The sequence below is a fragment of the Mycobacterium sp. SM3041 genome (assembly GCF_039668335.1).
In the GTDB taxonomy this organism is placed as follows: Bacteria; Actinomycetota; Actinomycetes; order Mycobacteriales; family Mycobacteriaceae; genus Mycobacterium.
Genome location: NZ_JAYXBQ010000050.1, coordinates 83483 through 101545, shown reverse-complemented (window position 1 = coordinate 101545; position 18063 = coordinate 83483). Strand labels below are relative to the sequence as shown.

Annotated in this window: 18 protein-coding genes; 6 read left to right on the top strand and 12 right to left on the bottom strand. The window is 69.4% G+C overall.

The annotated features are described in order from the left end of the window. From VXD91_RS17595 to VXD91_RS17565, 7 genes are read right to left on the bottom strand one after another with little or no spacing between them, the layout of a single operon-like run. On the bottom strand, positions 1–912 hold the full coding sequence (locus tag VXD91_RS17595; protein ID WP_318986648.1) for a class I SAM-dependent methyltransferase: 912 nt from the start codon (positions 910–912) through the stop codon (positions 1–3). Continuing rightward, a complete protein-coding gene (mnhG, locus tag VXD91_RS17590; protein ID WP_318986647.1) occupies positions 899–1234 on the bottom strand; it encodes a monovalent cation/H(+) antiporter subunit G in 336 nt (111 codons plus the stop codon). The genes VXD91_RS17595 and mnhG overlap by 14 nt, the downstream gene beginning before the upstream one ends. Next, entirely contained in the window at positions 1231–1518 is a 288-nt protein-coding gene (locus VXD91_RS17585) for a monovalent cation/H+ antiporter complex subunit F (protein ID WP_318986646.1), read from the bottom strand. The genes mnhG and VXD91_RS17585 overlap by 4 nt, the downstream gene beginning before the upstream one ends. Beyond that, complete coding sequence (locus VXD91_RS17580) at positions 1515–2045, bottom strand: Na+/H+ antiporter subunit E (RefSeq protein WP_318986645.1); 531 nt, start codon at positions 2043–2045, stop codon at positions 1515–1517. The genes VXD91_RS17585 and VXD91_RS17580 overlap by 4 nt, the downstream gene beginning before the upstream one ends. After that, complete coding sequence (locus tag VXD91_RS17575; protein WP_318986644.1) at positions 2042–3634, bottom strand: Na+/H+ antiporter subunit D; 1593 nt, start codon at positions 3632–3634, stop codon at positions 2042–2044. Before VXD91_RS17575 ends, VXD91_RS17580 begins: the two co-directional genes overlap by 4 nt. Then, complete coding sequence (locus VXD91_RS17570) at positions 3631–4104, bottom strand: Na(+)/H(+) antiporter subunit C (protein ID WP_318986643.1); 474 nt, start codon at positions 4102–4104, stop codon at positions 3631–3633. The genes VXD91_RS17575 and VXD91_RS17570 overlap by 4 nt, the downstream gene beginning before the upstream one ends. Next, positions 4101–6935 carry a Na+/H+ antiporter subunit A gene (locus VXD91_RS17565; RefSeq protein ID WP_318986642.1) on the bottom strand — a complete coding sequence of 945 codons (2835 nt, stop codon included), beginning with the start codon at positions 6933–6935 and terminating at the stop codon, positions 4101–4103. Before VXD91_RS17565 ends, VXD91_RS17570 begins: the two co-directional genes overlap by 4 nt. Before the next feature lie 160 nt (positions 6936–7095). Between VXD91_RS17565 and VXD91_RS17560 the strand changes: the two genes are divergently transcribed. Continuing rightward, positions 7096–8109: a VWA domain-containing protein gene (locus VXD91_RS17560; RefSeq protein WP_346415964.1), complete on the top strand. Its 1014-nt coding sequence runs from the start codon at positions 7096–7098 to the stop codon at positions 8107–8109. Between the two features lie 15 nt (positions 8110–8124). Further along, entirely contained in the window at positions 8125–8574 is a 450-nt protein-coding gene (locus VXD91_RS17555) for an SRPBCC family protein (RefSeq protein ID WP_318986640.1), read from the top strand. On the opposite strand, the gene VXD91_RS17550 is transcribed toward VXD91_RS17555, so the two are convergent. Next, entirely contained in the window at positions 8575–9105 is a 531-nt protein-coding gene (locus VXD91_RS17550; protein ID WP_346416091.1) for a hypothetical protein, read from the bottom strand. Between the two features lie 443 nt (positions 9106–9548). Here VXD91_RS17550 and VXD91_RS17545 point away from each other — a divergent pair, with 443 nt between their 5' ends. The 3 genes from VXD91_RS17545 (at position 9549) to VXD91_RS17535 (ending at position 12961) form a co-directional block, all read left to right on the top strand. Then, the gene (locus VXD91_RS17545; RefSeq protein ID WP_167526427.1) at positions 9549–9833 is read left to right on the top strand and encodes a hypothetical protein; all 285 of its coding nucleotides are present in this window, start codon (positions 9549–9551) and stop codon (positions 9831–9833) included. Between the two features lie 72 nt (positions 9834–9905). Continuing rightward, on the top strand, positions 9906–11447 hold the full coding sequence (locus tag VXD91_RS17540) for a S53 family peptidase (RefSeq protein WP_318986639.1): 1542 nt from the start codon (positions 9906–9908) through the stop codon (positions 11445–11447). After that, entirely contained in the window at positions 11444–12961 is a 1518-nt protein-coding gene (locus VXD91_RS17535) for a zinc ribbon domain-containing protein (protein WP_318986638.1), read from the top strand. Before VXD91_RS17540 ends, VXD91_RS17535 begins: the two co-directional genes overlap by 4 nt. Here the strand turns inward: VXD91_RS17535 and VXD91_RS17530 are convergent. Next, a complete protein-coding gene (locus VXD91_RS17530) occupies positions 12924–13550 on the bottom strand; it encodes a hypothetical protein (RefSeq protein ID WP_318986637.1) in 627 nt (208 codons plus the stop codon). The two genes, VXD91_RS17535 and VXD91_RS17530, sit on opposite strands and share 38 nt — an antisense overlap. Before the next feature lie 97 nt (positions 13551–13647). Between VXD91_RS17530 and VXD91_RS17525 the strand changes: the two genes are divergently transcribed. After that, complete coding sequence (locus VXD91_RS17525) at positions 13648–14226, top strand: TetR/AcrR family transcriptional regulator (RefSeq protein WP_318986636.1); 579 nt, start codon at positions 13648–13650, stop codon at positions 14224–14226. Here the strand turns inward: VXD91_RS17525 and VXD91_RS17520 are convergent. Genes VXD91_RS17520 through VXD91_RS17510 form a run of 3 tightly spaced genes read right to left on the bottom strand, consistent with a single transcriptional unit; the run spans position 14223 to position 18048 of the window. Further along, on the bottom strand, positions 14223–16433 hold the full coding sequence (locus VXD91_RS17520; protein WP_318986635.1) for an AAA family ATPase: 2211 nt from the start codon (positions 16431–16433) through the stop codon (positions 14223–14225). The genes VXD91_RS17525 and VXD91_RS17520 overlap by 4 nt on opposite strands. Next, positions 16430–17320 (bottom strand): CDP-diacylglycerol--serine O-phosphatidyltransferase, encoded by an 891-nt coding sequence (gene pssA, locus VXD91_RS17515; protein WP_318986634.1) that lies wholly within the window; start codon positions 17318–17320, stop codon positions 16430–16432. Before pssA ends, VXD91_RS17520 begins: the two co-directional genes overlap by 4 nt. Continuing rightward, on the bottom strand, positions 17317–18048 hold the full coding sequence (locus tag VXD91_RS17510) for a phosphatidylserine decarboxylase (protein ID WP_318986633.1): 732 nt from the start codon (positions 18046–18048) through the stop codon (positions 17317–17319). Before VXD91_RS17510 ends, pssA begins: the two co-directional genes overlap by 4 nt. Positions 18049–18063: the final 15 nt, after the last annotated feature.

The following is an 18063-nucleotide window of genomic DNA, read 5'->3' as shown; positions in this document are numbered from 1 at the left end:
TCAGACCAACTTGGCGTCGACGAACTCGCTGCCGATATCCGGCACCTCGCCGGCGACCTCGGGCTTGTAGCGGGCGGTGACCTCGGCGGACGTCTCGACCCTGGTCTGCCAGCCGTGGCGGGTCAGCCACTCGGCGACGTCCTCGCGCGGTTCGCTGTAGAACAGGTTGCTGACGTCGAAGATCGGCTGCCCGCTGTGTGCGGCTTCAGCCCGGATGGCCGCCATCCGCTCCTCGCGGATGCGCTGCTGCGCCTCACTGAAGTACCCGGCGCCGAAACCCTCGACCGCGACGCGGCTTCCGGGCGCGCTGAGCCCGTGGATGCGGTCGAACAAGAGGTCCTGGGCGTCGGCGGGCAGATAGGGCAGTAGCCCCTCGGCGAGCCAGGCCGTCGGCTTGGCGGGGTCGAACCCGTTCTGCCGCAACGCTTCCGGCCAGTCCTGGCGCAGGTCGATGGGCACGCCGACGTGCCGGGCGGCCGGCTGGATGTCGTGGGCCGCCAGCGTTTCCTCCTTGAACGCCAGCACTTTCGGCTGGTCGATCTCGAAAACCACGGTGCCATCCGGCCAGGGCAGTCGCCAGGCCCGCGCATCCAGTCCCGCGGCCAGGATCACCACCTGGCGGATGCCCGCGGCACCGGCCGCCGCGAAGAACTCGTCGAACCATTTGGTGCGCGCTGCGGCGTACGCCCACACCATGCGAATGCGCTGAGCCTGCACCGAACCGGGAGCGCCACCGGCGAACGGTGAAGACCAGCCGGCCGCGGTGGCGGCGTCGATGAACAGCTGTGCGTAAGGGTCGTCGAACAGTGGGTTCTCCGAAGCGGATTCGGCGGCCCGGGCCAGGGCCACACCCAGCGCGGTGGCACCCACGCTCTCGGTGATGTCCCAGGAATCGTCGTCAGTACGCGCCATTGTCGTCCAATTCGTCGCGGATCAGCAGGTCGTCGCGGAAACTCTGCTCACGATAAGCCAGCTGGCCCACGCGGTTGGCCACCACCGGCGCGGTGATCAGGGTGAACAAGCCGGCCAGGATCAGCATGCCGACATCGGCCTGCCCGCGCAGCCGCAGTGCGGCGCCCGTCAGCACCAGCAGCAGTCCGAGGACCTGGGGTTTGGACGCGGAGTGCATCCGCGTCAGGGTGTCGGGGAACCGCACGACGCCGATCGCTGCGGTCAGCGCGAGTGCCGAACCGAAGAGCACCAGGGCACCTGCGACAACATCGAAGATATTCATCGTGGCGGCTCGGCTTCGGGGTCGGTGGCGGTGTCGCGGACGCGGAACCGGGCCACGCTGACCGACCCGACGAAGGTGATCAGCGCGAGGGCCGTCAGGCTGTAGGTGGCCGTGGTGTCGAGGCTGTACGCCGCCCACGTGCCGATTCCGCACATGGTGACGGCGACGAAGGTGTCCAGCGCGACCAGCCGGTCCAGGGTGCCGGGACCGGCCAGCAGCCGGAACACCGTGATGGCAGCGGCCGCGACCAGCATCACGGCGGCGATGATCCACACTGTGCTCATGCCGGGTCCACTTCCACTGGCTGCCAATGGGATTCCCGTTCGAACGAGGCGATCATCAGCCGCTCCACTTCCGCGATCTGGCGGTAGAACTGCTGCACCGCACGTTCGGAACCCACGTCGAGCACGTGGACGTAGATCATCCGGCGGTCCTGATCGATCTCCAGGACGATCGAGCCGGGGATCAGGTTGATCACGTTGACCGCCACGGCGAGCACGAGGTCCGACTTCAGCGCGAGCCGGGCCCGCAGCACTGCGGTCAGCGGCGGGGGACCGGGCCTGATCGCCAGCCACGCGACCTGTACCGAGGACAGCACCAGATAGTAGGCGACCTTGAGCACCAGCCACGTCAGCGACAGCGGATGCAGCCGCCCCGCCACCGGAACCTGCGGCAACGGCAGCAGCACCGTGATCAGCACGCCGACGGCGAGCCCGCCGAGGATGTTGGCAACGGAGATGTTGCCCCACAACAGAATCCACACGGCCATCAGCCAGACCAGGATGCCCACGCGCGGTAACCACTGCCTCATGGCGTCAACACCGCCGAGATGTACTGGCCGCGGTCGGTGACCTGGTCGGCGGCGCGTTCCGCGAACCCGAAGATGGGCCCCGCGAACACCGTCAGGGCGAGCCCCACCGCGATGAGAACCGCGGTCGGAGCCAGCATGCTGACGGGCATCCGGCCGACATCCGGCCGGTCGTCGACCGCCACATTCGCGACCGGTTCCAACAGGCCGGCCGGGGCCGCCGTGGACAGCATGCCCTCCGGCGCGTCGGCGCGGGCGCGCCAGAACGCGAGGGTCCACACGCGCGCCATCACGTACAGCGTCAGCAGGCTGGTGACGACCGAACCGGCGACCAGCGCCCATGCCAGGACCGACGCGCTCGTCGCTCCCGCCTGCAGCAACGCCACCTTGCCGATGAAGCCCGAGAACGGCGGAATGCCACCGAGATTCAGGGCCGGGATGATGAACACGAACGCCAGCAGCGGGCTGGCTGCCGCGAGTCCGCCGAGGCGCTGCAGCGTGGACGCCCCGGCCTGCCGCTCGATCAGTCCCACCACGAGGAAGAGCGTGGTCTGCACGACGATGTGGTGGGCGACGTAGTAGATGGCGCCGGCCATGCCGATCCGGTTGGACACCGCGATGCCGAACACCAGGTAACCGATATGGCTGACCAGGGTGAAGGACAGCAGCCGCTTGATGTCGCTCTGGGCCATGGCGCCGAAGATGCCGATCAACATGGTCAACAGCGCCGCGACCATGAGCACGCCGTCCAGTGCGCCGCCCGGGAACAGCAGGGTGTGGGCCCGGATGATCGCGTACACACCGACTTTGGTCAGAAGGCCGGCGAACACCGCGGTGACCGGCGCCGGGGCGGTGGGGTAGGAGTCGGGCAGCCATGCCGACAGCGGGAACACCGCCGCCTTGATGCCGAACGCCACCAGCAGCACCGCGAACAGCGCCGCGCGGGTGCCCGGCGTGATGCCGTCGAGCCGGTTCGCCAGCTCGGCCAGGTTCAGGGTGCCGGTGGCCGCGTAGATCAGGGCGATGCCGATCAAGAAGATCACCGACGACACCATCGACACCATGACGTAGCCGATGCCGGCGCGGACCCGCTCCTCGCTGGCGCCGACGGTCAGCAGCACGAAGCTGGCGGCCAGCAGCACTTCGAAGCCGACGAACAGGTTGAACAGATCGCCCGCGAGGAAGGCGATGCACACGCCCGCCGACAGCACCAGGTAGGTCGGCAGGAAAATCGACACCGGCTGTTCGTCACCGCCGTCGCGGATCCCCTGCCCGATGGCGTACCAGACGACCGCCAGCAGCACGATCGAGGACACCACCAGCATCAGGGCCGAAAGCCGGTCGACGACAAGGACAATGCCGAGCGGTCCCATCCCGGGCTCGGTCTGGCCCCAGCCGCCGACGTGGACGGCGACGGTGCCGCTGTGGTCGACGACGTAGACCAGCGCCGCGCAGACCGCCGTCACCGCGGCGAGCGCCACGACCGCGATGATCTGCTGCAGCCGCGGCCGGCGACCCGCGAACAACGTCGTGGCGGCACCGAGGATCGGGATCAGCACGGGCAGCGGCGCCAGCACCGCACCCGCCGTCACGCCTGCTCCACCGGGTCGGCGGGCAGCGCGTCGAGTTCCGCGGGTGCGTCGGCGTCGGTGACGACGGCGGGCTTGCCGCGGTCCTCCTCGACCGCCGGGGTGTCGGTGGACGACAGCTGCACCACGCGGCTGTCCTCGGGGTCGTTGCCCACCTCTTCGACCGTGGTCAGGCGGTAGGCCCGATAGATGAGCGCCAGCACGAACGCGGCGACGCCCATCGTGATGACGATGGAAGTCAGCACCATGCCCTGCGCCAGCGGATCGGCGATCCCCGTCCGACCGTGGCTGGTGCGGCCGCGCACCGGCGGATTACCGGAGTCGCCACCCATCACCAGGATCAGCAGGTTCACCGCGTTGCCGATCAGCAACAGGCCCAACAGCATTCGGGTCAGGTTGCGCTCCAGCAGCAGGTACACACCGGTGCCGGTGAGACCGCCGATGAGCACGAGCGGTACGAGATAGGTCGTCATCGGGCGGCCGCCTCACGTGGTGCGTACAACTCTTCGTCGACCTTCGCTCCCAGGCTGCGCAGGATGTCCAGCACCAGGCCCACGACGATGAGGTACACGCCGAGGTCGAAGAACAGCGCCGTCACCACCTTCACCGAACCCAGCAGGGGCAGCGTGAATTTCACGACCGCGCTGGACAGCACCGGCGCACCGAGCAGCAGCGAGGCCGTCGCCGTCCCGGCGGACAGGGTCAGGCCGGCGCCCAGAATCTTCCCGGCGTCCAGCGGCAGCGTCTCGCCCAATTCGTAACGGCCGCCGGCCAGGTACCGCAGTACCAGCGCCAGACCGGCCGTCAGGCCGCCGGCGAAACCGCCGCCGGGCGTGTTGTGCCCGGCGAAGAAGAAGTACACCGACAGCACCATGATGAGCGGGAAGATCATGCGGGTCGCGACTTCGAGCACCAGGGACCGGTGCCGCGGATCGCGCAGGTCGCTGCCGCGCAGCCAGGTGATGTCGGGTGTCGGCCGGTGATCCTTCGGTACCCGGGGTGCCGAACCGAAACGCCTGTGCCGGAACACCATTGATGCGACGCCCGTCGCGGCGACCAGCAGCACCGAGATTTCGCCGAGGGTGTCCCAGGCCCGGATGTCCACGAGTAGCACGTTGACGGTGTTGGCGCCGTGCCCGCGGTAGTACGCGGCGTCGGGCAGCAGTTCGGCCAGCGGCCGGGTGTGGCGGGCGGCCATGGCGTAGACCGCCAGCGCCGTCACCGACGCGCCGACAGCGGTGGCCAGCAGCGCGCGGGGAAGGCGATGCCGCTTCATATGGGCGGCGTCGGATTCGGCGGGCAGGGTGCGCAGCACCAGCAGGAAGACCACCAAAGTCAGTGTCTCGACCAGGAATTGGGTCAACGCCAGGTCCGGTGCCCCGTAGAAGATGTAGAGCGTGCCGCAGCCGTAACCGGTGACGCCGACGACCAGCACGGCCGCCAGACGGTTGCGCATCACCGTCGCGCTGACTGCCGCCGCCAGCACGATGAGGCCGACGACCACCTGCAGCGGCGAATTCCACAATTTCAGGTCGGGCTGGTCCCGCGGGCCCAGCAACAGCACCGCGATGGGCAGCACGGTCAGGGTGGACAGGATCATCGCCTGCGTCGTCGGGATCGAACCGCGCTGGGTGAACGCCGTCAACCGCACGGCGAAGCGGTCCGCGCCGCGGATGGCCGCGTCGTACATCCGATCGGCGTTGCCCAGCGGTAGATAGGGCACCCGGATGCGCTCGAGGCGATGCCGCAGGACGAACGCCGCCGCGCCGGCAGCGACGATCACGGCCGACAGCAGCAGCGGCATGTTGACGCCGTGCCACAGCGCCAGGTGGTACCCGGTACTGCCCGGCATGGTCGCGGTGTAGTCGGCGATGGCGTGATCGAGGGCGTTCGGCAGCAACCCGAAGCCGAGGCCGGCGACGGCCAGGAAGCCCGGTGGCACCAGGAAACCGACGGTGGGCCGGTGCATCTCGGCGACGCGAATCGTGGGCTCGTCCTTGCCTTTACGCGCGAACGCCCCGTACAGGAACCGCAGGCTGTAGATCATGGTGAAGACCGATCCGAACGCCACCGTCGCCAGCACCAACGGGGCGGAGGCCCCCAACGTCGGGCTGTGCCACAGGGTTTCGAAATCGGCTTCCTTCGCGACGAAGCCGAGGAAGGGCGGCAGCCCGGCCATGCTGGCGGCCGCGGCGACGGCGATGCCCAGCAGCACGGGACTGCGTTGGCCGAGCCAGGCCAGCTTCCGGATGTCACGGGTGCCGGTGGCGTGGTCGATGATCCCGACGACCATGAACAGTGCGGCCTTGAACATGGCATGCGCGCACAGCATGGCGAGGCCGGCGAGCATCAGATCGCCACCGCCGGCGCCGACCATCACCGTGATCAACCCGAGTTGGCTCACCGTGCCGAAGGCCAGGATCAGCTTGAGGTCGTACTCGCGGACGGCGCGCCAACCCGCCAGCAGCAGCGTGACCAGACCCAGCGTCACGACCGTCGGCCGCCACGGCTGATGGTCGGCGAAACCGGGCGTCATGCGGGCGATGAGGTACACGCCCGCTTTCACCATGGCCGCCGCGTGCAGATAGGCGCTCACGGGCGTCGGCGCTGCCATGGCGCCCGGCAGCCAGAAATGCATCGGGACGATGGCCGACTTGGACAGCGCACCGATCAGCACCAGCACGACGGCCACCGACGACGTGGTGCCCGTCGGCGCGTTGGCGACGAGGTCCGACAGCCGGTAGGTGCCGGCGAGCGTGCCCAGCATGATGATGCCCGTCAGCATCGCCAGGCCGCCGAACGTGGTGACCAGCAGTGCCTGGGTGGCCGCGCGCCGGCTGGCGACGCGTTCGGCGTAGTGGCCGACGAGCAGGAACGACAGGATGGTCGTCAGCTCCCAGAACAGATACAGCAGCAGCGTGTTGTCGCTGCAGACCAGTCCGAACATGGCGCCCGAGAACGCCACGAGTTCGGCGGCGAAGCTGGGCAGCCGGTTCTCGGTGTGCCCGTCCGCGTGGTGGAAGTACTCGGCGCAGTACAGGAGCACGAGCGTGCCGACCCCCAGCACCAACACCGACATGATCGCCGACAGCGAATCCAGCCGCAGCGTGATGTCCATGGACAGCTGCGGCACCCAGTCGATGTGCACCGTCTGCTCGCCGGTGCCGGGCCAGTTCGAAGCCAGCCAGACCAGGGAGCCGGCGGGCGCCAGCGCGAGCGGATAGAAAGCCCGCCGTCCCCAGCGTCGTACCAACAGTGGAGCGAGCACAGTGGCGATCGCGTGAACGTACAGAACGGTGAGCATGGGCCTCCGGCGGGTGTCGGGGACGGTCCGCGGCCAGCTTACGGGGCGGCTGTGACTGTCGTGGTCTGACGGTTGTCGCAGGCCACAGCCCCGCTACCGGGTGCACGATGCACCGACTCCTACACTTTTCACTTATGGTGACGAACGCGACGGGGCGCCGATGAGTCTTCCGGGAATCGGATCGGTGTCATTGTCGGGCTTCGCCCACCCCTGGTTGCTCCTGACCGCACTGTTGCCCATCGCGTTGGTCGCCGCCTATCTCGCGGCACAGCGCAACCGCAGTGCCCGGCTTCGCAGCTATGCCGGCGACCAGCCGCGCACCGACGTCGTGCCCCTGCAGCCGACGCGCTGGCGGCACCTGCCGATGGTGTTCTCGGTGGCCGCGCTGCTGTCCCTGACCGTCGCGCTGGCCGCCCCCACCCACGAGATCAAGACCCCGCGCAACCGCGCGGTGATCATGCTGGTGATGGACGTCTCCCGGTCCATGGAGGCCGACGACGTCTCACCGAGCCGGCTGGCCGCGGCGAAAGACGCCGCCAAACAGTTCGCGAAGAAGCTGACCCCCGGCGTGAACCTCGGTCTGGTCACGTTCTCCGGGAACACCAACCTGCTGGTGTCACCTACCCCCGACCACAATGCGACCATCACCGCGCTGGACCACCTCACCGTCGACGACGGCACCGCGACCGGCGACGGCATCTTCGCGGCGCTGCGCGCGATCTCGACCCTGTCGGACGTGCTGGGCGGCAGTGGCAACACCGACAAGCCGCCGAAACGCATCGTGTTGCTGTCCGACGGCGCCGAGAACCGGCCGGGCAACCCGGACAGCCCGCACGGCGCGTACACCGCGGCGCGGACGTCCAAAGAGTCGGACACCCCGATCTCGACCATCGCGTTCGGGACCAAGGGCGGCAAGATCAAGGTCGACAATCAGAGCGTCAACGTCCCCGTCAACGACACCACGATGAAGCGGGTCGCCGAGCTGTCCGGCGGGCAGATGTACACGGCGGCCAAGATCGAGGACCTGAACAAGAGCTACGACGCCATTCAGCAGCAGATCGGCTACGAGATCATCCGCGGCCCCGGTGGAACGGCATGGCTGCGCCTCGGCGTGTTTGCCCTGACGTGTGCGGTGATCTCCGCGCTGGTGATCAACCGGCGACTGCCGACATAGGGTTGAATATGACTCGTGGACAACGAAACTCGGGTAGTCAGCGCCAGCCGTGACATCGCCGCCCCGGCGGCGCGGATCTTCGAGCTGATCGCCGACCCCGCACAGCAGCCGCGGTGGGACGGCAACGACAACCTGGCGGAGGCGGCCGCCGGCCAACGCGTCCGCGGCGTGGGTGACGTGTTCGTCATGGGGCTGACCGTCGGCGCCGTCCGGGAGAACCACGTCGTCGAATTCGACGAGGGACGGCGCATCGCGTGGAAGCCGTCCGAACCCGGACTGCCGCAGCCGGGGCACCTGTGGCGCTGGGAACTCGAGCCCATCGACGACGGGCACACCCGCGTCACCCATACCTACGACTGGACCGCACTGACCGACGAGAAGCGGCTGAACCGGGCCAGGCAGACCTCCGCAGACTGGCTGCAGGCCTCGCTGGCCCGGCTCGCCGCGCTCGCCGAAGAGCAGTGACTACTGCTTGGGGGTGATGGTGGCCTTGAAGGTGCCGTCACCCTGGTTCAGCCAGGTGATGGTGCCCTTCTGGAACTCGCTGATCCAGCCGCCTTTGGGCACGTCCGGGCCGCCTGCGGTCTGCGCTTCATCGGTGGTGGGGAAGCCCAATTCGCCTCCCGCACCGCCCTTTTCGGTGTACTCGCGCAGAATTTCGCCCTGTACCAGATGGGCTCCGGTCGCGGGCGAGCTGAAGATGGTGCCTTTGGCGAAGGCCTGCACCGTACCGTCGCCGACCTTCTGGGGCTGAGCGGTCGGTAGGCCGAGGGCGGCCTCGCCGCCGGCCTTGTGGTACGCGTCGGCGATGGGGCCGTCGAGTTGTACCTCGCCGACGCCGGGTGCGTTGATGGACGAGGATGGACCGGCCATCGCCGATGACGCGGCGCTCGACGCGGAGCTGGCCGCGGACGATGCCGCGCTGGCTCCCGAGCTGGCAGCGGATGATGCCGCACTCGCGCCGGAGCTGGCGGCCGACGACGCGGTGGAGCCGATGTCCTTGGTCTGCGAGCAGGCCACGACGGCGGCGCCGGTGACTGCGGCGATGCCGATGGCGGCGGCGGTGCGGCGGAACAGCAATTCGTTTTTCACGTGAAACTTCCCCTATGTATTCGACAGTGAAACGACTTCGCCATTGAAGTCCGAACCATTCCGACCGTATTGGTCACTGGTACGCCAAGTACTACTTTGAGGAAACGTTTAGGGTTGACAGCCACTGCCGCCTCATCGGCCTCAGTAGTTGCGCTATCGGCCCGAATTCTCATGCCTGCCTCATTGTTTGCTGGCATGGTGCGATGTCCCGATATCGGGCTAGATATCCCAGCAATGGAAATCGCTTGTCGGTATGCTGTGAGAAGCGAATCAGATTACGATCGCGATGCCCGTTTCTTCGTGGCTTCGGCCGTCGGGGCGAACGGAATGGACTAAGGAGAATCGGTATGACCACCGTTCGGCACTCGACCCGCAAGAAGATGGTGGCCGGCCTCGCCGTGACCGCCGGACTCGCCATGGGCCTGCTGTCTTCCTGCGGCGAGAAGGCCAAGGAAGAGCCGACCACCACCACGAGCACCACCACCACGACGTCGGCACCCGCCTCCTCGTCGCCGGTGACGCCGAGCGAGAAGGGCGGGCCCACCAAGGGTGGCAACTCGTTCTCCCCGACGGTGAAGGCTCCGGGACCGCAGACGGCGCTGCCGGGCAACGTCGTCACCGCTCCGCACTAAGACGGGAGCTCCATCCCAGTAGGTCGCCGATGCGCCGTACGGCGCATCGGCGCAGTACTGGTAGCCGCGGGGTTGACGGCGCTGGCGTCCGCCGGCCCGCCTGCTGAGCGGGGCGGACGGCTGTCCCTGTCCGGTCCACTGGCCCACCTGCTCTCGGCGTCGGTCGATCTCGGCCCCTCGGCAGCAGCGCACGTCGAACTCACCGCTGCGCTGACACGTGCCACGCGGCCCGACGGGCTGATCCAATGGGCAAGAGCCGCAGGGCTTTCGGTGCACTGGCGGCCCGGCGACGACTGGGCCACCGTCGAAGGCGACGCCCGTGCCATGGCGCGGGCGTTGCGCGTCGAGGTCCGCGACTACCGCGGGCGCCGCGGGCAGACCTTCTACGCCGCGACCAGTCAGCCTGAGCCGCCGCAGTCGCTGGTGCCCGAACTGAGCGGATTCGGCAGGCTCCTCGGCTACACGCCGTTCCGGGAGTCGCGGCCGCTGATCATGCCGCGTGACGTGCCCGCCGGTGGTCTCACGGCCCAGGATCTGCGCCGCGCCTACAACGTCTTTCCGCTGTCCGATCAGGGCTACACGGGCAAGGGACGGACCATCGTCATCTTCGGTTTCGACGGCTTCGATCAATCCGATCTCGACATGTTCGCCGACCTGAACCAGCTGCCGCGCTTCACCCCCATCGTGGTGGGGGACATGCCATCCGAGCGCACCGGCGAAACCACGATGGATCTCCAGATGGCGCACGCCATCGCGCCCGATGCCCGAACCGTCTACGTCAATGCCCGGCCGACGGTGTCCGGCGACGGTGCCTACCGCAAGATCGGCGAGATGATGGCCGACGCCGACCGGCGCTTCCCCGGCGCCGAGTGGAGCCTGTCGATCGGCTGGGGCTGCGACAAGATGCTCACCGCTGCCGATCTGGCGCCGGTGCGCTCGGCCCTGGCGCGGGCGCACCGGAGCGGCACCACCGCATTCGACGCCAGTGGTGACCTGGCGGGCCTGGAATGCAAAGGCGGGCAGGACTGGTCGGCACCGCCGAGCATCGACGACATCGGCCTGGACTCGGTGGCGTCGGTGCCCGAGATGACGGCCGTCGGCGGCACCACGCTGTCCACCGACGAGCACGGCCAGTGGCTGGGTGAGTTGGCCTGGTTCGACGTGCCGCTGACGCACGGCAGTGGCGGCGGGGCGTCGGCCCTGTTCGACCGCCCGGCATGGCAACGGGGTGTGCCGTCGGACCGCGGCCGCAACAAGCGGCTGGTCCCGGACATCTCGGCGGTCGCGGACTTCTTCACCGGAGCCCGCATGGTCTTCGGCGGTGAAACGGTGCTGGCCGGTGGCACGTCCATGTCCGCGCCGATCTGGGCCGGGATGGCCGCGGTGATCGACCAGTACCTGCTCGATCATGGCGGACGACTGCTCGGCGACCTGAACCCGTTGCTGTACCGCCTGGAGCGGGCCGGCCGCCTTCCGGCGTTCCACGATGTCACCGTGGGCGGTAACGCGGTCGCGATGGCCGGCCCCGGCTTCGACTCCGTCACCGGTCTTGGCACGCCCGATGTCGACAAGCTGGCGCGCAGCCTGCTGGTGGCGCAGGGGACAACCGGATGAGCGGCATCGGACTGGTGAGCACGCTGTTCCCGCAGCTCCCGGCACGCAGCCACCGGGCGTTCCAGATCGGTGTGGCCGTCTTCGTCGCATGGCTCGCCGGCGCCGCGGCACTGCGGCTTCCCGGTTTGTTCATCTCGCTTGTGGCCGTGGGGATTCCGCTGCTGTTCGCGCTGTACATCCGACAGTTGGACTACCAGGGCGCGGCGCAGGCCCGGCTGCTCGTGAGTGCGGGCCTCGGCATCGCGTTCGGCGTGGCCTTCGCCCTCGGGTCCGGCGCCGTCGTCGCGCGTGCCTACGGTGTCCCGCTCGAAAGTGGCGTTGCCGCAGTGCATCTGCGGACTGTCGAGGCCGGCCTCTCGGCGGTGGAGGCGCTGTTGGTCATCGCGCCCGCACTGCTTCTCCGGCTCTTCAGTCCCGGTGACCGAAAAGCGTTGTACGGCTATGTCATCGGCGCGAGCGGCGCCTTGGGCCTGACCGCCGCGACCACAGCGGTCCGGATGTTCGCCCAGCTGGATTCGGGACTCGTCGACCACGACCAGCCGTTGGCGGATTTTCTCATCGACGCCGTGATCCGTGGCATCACCATGCCCATCACCGCGGCGGCCGCCGCCGGCATGCTCGGTGCCGCACTGTGGTTCCGGCCCCGCGGCAGCCGGATCTGGTGGCGGGTACTGCTGATCGCGGTCGTGCCGGTGCTGGCGCACATGTGGCTCGGTGACGAGGATTCGGCCGACATCTCGCAGTGGGCGAAGCTGGCCTGGCACATCGCGTTCGCCGGGCTGGGGGTGCTGCTGCTCCGTCTGGTCCTGCGGCTGGCGTTGCGGCACGAAGAACCTGGCGGCGCCGCCCCCCACGCCGCGCGCGCACTGTCCGCGCCGCGGCTGGTCGCGATCTGGACGGCGGTGGTGGTGGTGCTGGCGCTCGGCCTGGTCGGCGTCGCCGCTGCGACGACCCAACCGGTGGCGCGGTATCAGTGCCCACCCAATTGCGGTCACCCGCCGATGGGGAAGCCCGTGGTGATCAACCCGCGCTTCACCGCCCCCGACGGTGCCTTCAGCGTCTCCTACCCGGCGCCGGGTACCGCCTATTCGGTGACCATGGACGACACCGGTGTGACGGCCCAATACACCGGTGGCACCGGCGGGATCATGCGGCTGTGGGGCGAACCGGCGCGGGGCCGCGACGCCAGGGACATCACCATGACGTTGCTGTTGGACAAGTTTCCCGACTCGCGGGTGGCCTACGAGATACCCAACACGTTGGTGGGGTACCACCCGGGTTACGGCGTCGCTGCCGACGACTGGCCGGACGGACAGAACGTCGTGGCCTCACGCACCCGCATCCTGGTCATGGTGGCCGTCAAGGACGACCTCGCGTTGATCGCCGCCGCGGCCGGACCGTTCAGCGAATTCGGTCCGGGCTCGGGGCCGCCGACCGGGGTCAGCCTGGAGCTGGCCGCGGATATGGGCAAGTACGTCAACAGCTTTCGGTGGCGAGGCGACCCGCCGCGCTGACGGCGACCGGCTCGCGCACCGGTCGCTGGACCAGATGATCCCTCGGGGTGAAGCGGTTGGTGCGCCGGCGGAAATCGGCAGTGCGCCGCGGCCGGAAGTCGCCGTAGTTCTGTTGGGCCGCCGGTGTCGGTTCGACCGCGGCGAAGCCGAAGTCGCGGGCGTAGGTCACTGCCGCGGCGAGGTACTCCGCCTGCGACTCTCGCATCTGTTCGACCGAGTTGTGGCGCAGGCCGATGTCCGGGCCGTGCACCAGGTAGCAGTTCGGGAAGCCGTGGACGGATGTGCCCAGATAGGCGACGGGCTCGCCGTCCCAGGTCTCGGCCATGGAGACGCCCGCGGTGCCGACCAGCCGGTCGGCCAGAGCGTCGGTGTCGACGACGACGTGGGTCGCCGTCTGCTCGCCGCTCGCGGTCGTGATGTGCCAGTGCTGCCGGTCGGCCCGCCAGTGCAGTGCCAGCACATCGTCGGTGGCGTGGTCGACCAGCACGATGTCGTCGACCGCCGCCTGGTGCAGCCGGACCGCCGCCGCGAGCGCGCCTGGGCCGGTGACCACGATCGCGACGTGGTGGTGGGGGACGGGCTGGTTCATCGGTGGTCGGTTGCCTTCGGGTCGTACGATGTGAACGCTGCTCACATTTATATGGGGCAATGTAAACAGTGTCAACATTTGTGAGACGGGACGCAGGATGACGGCGAAAGTGACGTACCACCACGGCGATCTGCGGACCGCCCTGGTGCAGTCGGCGCTGGCGCTGCTGGAAGAGGAAGGCGCCGCGGCGCTGTCGATGCGCGCCGTCGCCCGGCACGCCGGGGTCACCGCGGCCGCCCCTTACCGGCACTACCAGGACCGCGACGCGCTGATGTCAGCCGTCGCGGCCGTCGGCTATCGCGAACTGGCTCAGGACCTCGTGGCCGTCAGCCAGACCCCCTCGACAGCCGACGAGATCGCCGACGTCGCCATCGCCTACGTCCGATTCGCGCTGCGGCGTCCCGCGCTCTTCCGGGCGATGTTCAGCGAGCAGGGCGATGCCGGCAGCCCCGAGCGGGCCGACGCCGTCGCGGCGATCTCGACCTACCTCCGCGCGAACATCGCCCGCGTGTTTCCGGATGCGGACGCCGACGCGTTGAGCGACGCCGTCTGGGCGCTCGTGCACGGCCTGGCATTCCTGTTCCTGGACGGCAAGTTCGACAGCACCGACCCCGGTGAGCTGGAACGCCGCGTCCGGGCCGCGATGCGCGCCGTCGTGGGTCTGGCAGGGTCCTAGCGGCCCTCGGCGAACTCCCGAAGTGATTGCACCTGAACGGGATCCAGTGACGGCCGCACCGTCTCGCGGGCCTTGGCCACGTCGGCCGCGGTGACATCGGCGGCGTCGATCGACCGGCGCATCGCGGTCAGCGCGGCCTCGCGCAGCAGGGCGACGCAGTCCGCAGCGCTGTAACCGTCGAGCTCACCGGCCAGCTCGCCGAGGTCGACGTCGGGCGCCAGGGGAATGGATTTGCTTGCGGTACGCAGGATTTCGCGACGGGCCTCGGCGTCGGGCGGCTCGACGAAGACCAGCTTCTCCAGCCGGCCCGGCCGCAACAGCGCGGGGTCGATCAGATCCGGCCGGTTGGTGGCGCCCACCACCACGACATCGCGCAGCGGGTTGATGCCGTCCAGCTCGGTGAGCAACGCGGCCACCACGCGGTCGGTGACGCCGGAATCGAAGCTCTGCCCACGGCGCGGCGCCAGCGCATCCATCTCGTCGAGGAACACCAGCGACGGCGCGGAATCGCGTGCGCGCTGGAACAATTCGCGCACCGCGCGCTCCGACGAGCCGACCCATTTGTCCATCAACTCGGCGCCCTTGACGGCATGCACCGACAACCGGCCGGAGCTGGCCAGCGCCCGCACCAGGAATGTCTTGCCGCAGCCGGGCGGCCCGTACAGCAGCACCCCGCGGGGTGGTTCCACGCCCAGCCGCTCGAAGGTGTCCGGGTGCTGCAGCGGCCACAGCACCGCTTCGGTCAGCGCCTGTTTGGTCGCGACCATGTCGCCGACGTCGTCGAGGGTCACCGACCCGACCGCGACCTCCTCGGTCGCCGACCGCGACAGCGGCCGGATCACCGAGAGCGCGCCGGTCAGGTCATCCTGCGTCAGGGCGGGTTCGGCGCCGTCGGCGCTGGCTCGGGCGGCCGCCCGCAGCGCGGCCTCACGCACCAGGGCCGCCAGATCGGCGACGACGAATCCCGGTGTGCGTTCGGCGATCTCGTCCAGGTTCAAATCCTTGGCGGGCACCGACCGCAGCAGCACCTCCAGCAACGCCTTGCGAGTGGCGGCGTCGGGCAGGGTCAGTCCCAGCTCACGGTCGCAGAGATCGGGAGCGCGAAGGCGGGCGTCCACACCGTCGGGCACGGCGGACGTCGCGATGAATGCCACACCGCGGCTGGCGACGGCCTTGCGGAGCTCGGTCAGGATCAACGTGGCCACGGGTTCGGCGACGGCGGGCAACAGCGCGTCGACGTCGGTGATCAGCAGGACGCCACCGCCGTCGCGCACCGAACTCACGGCAGCGGCGACACCGGCCAGCCGGTCCTCCGCGCGCAGCGCCCCGACCTCCGGCCCGTCGAGCTCGACCAGGCGACGCGACGCGCACACCGTCCGCACCATGGCGGCCTTCCCGACGCCCGCGGGCCCAGACACCAGGACTCCCAGATTGGCGGTGGCGCCGAGGGTTTCGAGCAACTGGGGCTCGTCCAGAGCCAGCTTGAGCCACTCGGTCAGCCGGGTCACCTGGGCGGTCATGCCCTTGAGATCATCGATCGAAAGAGCTTGGGCGGCACCGGTTTCGGCCGGCGAGATCACCGGCTGCGCGGCCGCGGTGGCCGTGACGACGGTCGTGTCGCTCCAGGTGACCACCGAATTCGGCTGCACACTGACCGGGCCGGCGGGGTCGACGCCCGTCACGGTGAGCAGCTCCGAGGTCCAGGTGATGCCGACCTGGGTGGCCAGCGCCGCGGTGGCCGCCGACGTCGAGGTGCCCGGGCCCAGGTCCCGCGGCAGCAGCGACACCGTGTCGCCGACCGTCATCACCTTGCCCAGCAACGCCATTCGCAACGTCGCCGGCGATATCGAACTGCTGGCCAGCCGCGAACCGCTGACGGTCACCGAGCGGGCGCCGTACACCGTCGCGGGTGACACCAGCACCGGCGCGTCGGCCCGGATGCCGGCATTGGACAGCGTCACGTCGTCGAGCAGTGCGGTGCCCGGGGGAGTGCCGGCGGCGGCGACACCGACCACCGCGCAGGTGGTGCGCGTGCCGGTCAGCGACACCGCGTCCCACTCGCGGATACCCAGGGCAGCAATCGCTTCCGGGTGCAGCATCACCACGCCGCGACGGGCGTCGAGTGCCGAGGTGTTGAGCCGTGCGGTGAGCCGCAATTGGCCCGGTGGGGGTTCAGGTGACGCCGCGTCCCGCACGCCCTGCGTCATCGACGCGGACCCGGCCTACGCAACCGCAGTCGGGCCGTGGACCGGCGCTGGCCGCGGTCGGTGCGCCGCGGCTGCGCACGGCGGATGGCGCGGCGGGCCTGCCGCTGTTCCCGCGGTTTGTCGTCCCAGACTTCGGGGTGCGCACGCAGCCAGGCCTTGGTGCGGATGGCGAACGGGATGTGCAACACGTAGGCGACGATGATCACCAGGATCACGATGTAGCCGTACATCACCGAGGCGGCCACCAGGATGGCCAGCAGCGCCAGCAGCGGCAACGCCATGTTCGGCGGAATGGCGAACGTGTGCACCTTGCGCATCGGCACGGTGCTGACCACCAGCAGCGAGACACCGATCAGCCACACGCAGATGAACACCTGACCCCAGTGCGAATCCCACCACGGGCCCGGGAACTGCATCTTGGCCGCCAGCGGGCCGATGGCGCCGATCGCGCCGGCCGGGGCCGGCATGCCGGTGAAGAACTCCTTCTCGAACGCCGGGCCCTCCACGTCGAGCATCGCGTTGAAGCGGGCCAGGCGCAGCACGATGCACACCGCGTACAGCAGCACCACGATCCACGCCAGCGGCGAGGTGTTGTGCTCCAGCAGCGTCGCGTACACGATGAACGCCGGCGCCACGCCGAAGTTCACGGCGTCGGCCAGCGAGTCGATCTCGGCGCCCATCTTGGACGTCGCGTTCAGCATGCGGGCGGCGCGGCCGTCGAGCGCGTCGAGGATCGCGGCACCGGCCAGCAGTGCCATGGCCTCGGTGGGCCGGTGGTCGAGGGCGTACTTCACCGCCGACAGACCCAGGCAGATCGCCGCGACCGTCAGGGCGCTGGGGACCAGCTTCCGCAGGCTCACCTGCGGAGTCTTGATCCGGGGTTTCATGCCGGCGATCCGGTGGTCGGGAGCTCTGCCAGCACGGTCTCGCCGCCGATGGCGCGCTGCCCGATCTCGACCTCGATCACCGAGCCCTTGGGCAGGTAGGTGTCCAGGCGGGAGCCGAACCGGATCAGGCCGTACGTCTCGCCGAGCGCCAGGTGCGCACCCGGGTGGGTGTCGCACACGATGCGGCGGGCCAGCAGACCGGCCAGCTGCACCGCGACGACGTCATGGCCGTCGGCGGTGCGCAGCCAGATGCTGTTGCGCTCGTTGTCCTCGCTGGCCTCGGCCTTGTCGGCGGACAGGAACTGGCCCGGCTTGTGCTTGACGGTGATGACCTCACCGGCCACCGGCGCGCGCTGCACATGCGCGTCGAACAGCGACAGGAAGATGCTGACCCGCGGCAGCGGCTCGTCCGAGAGGTTCAGCTCGGCGGGCGGGACGGCCTCGTCGATGAGCGTCACCAGGCCGTCGGCCGGGGCGACGACGACGCCGGGCCGGCTCGGTGGCGTCCGCGGCGGATGCCGGAAGAACCCGGCGCACGCGGCGGCCGCGGCCAGACCGGCCGCCCGGACCCAGCGCTTGCGGTGGCCGATCGCGGCGACGCCGAGGGCGCCACCGACGAACGGCAGCCCGGCCGGGTGCATCGGGGGAACGGTGGAACGGACCAGGTCGACGAAACGGGACAGTTCGGACTCTGGGGTGTCAGCTGGGGGGCGCGCAGGTCTGGCCATGGGGACTCGATTCTA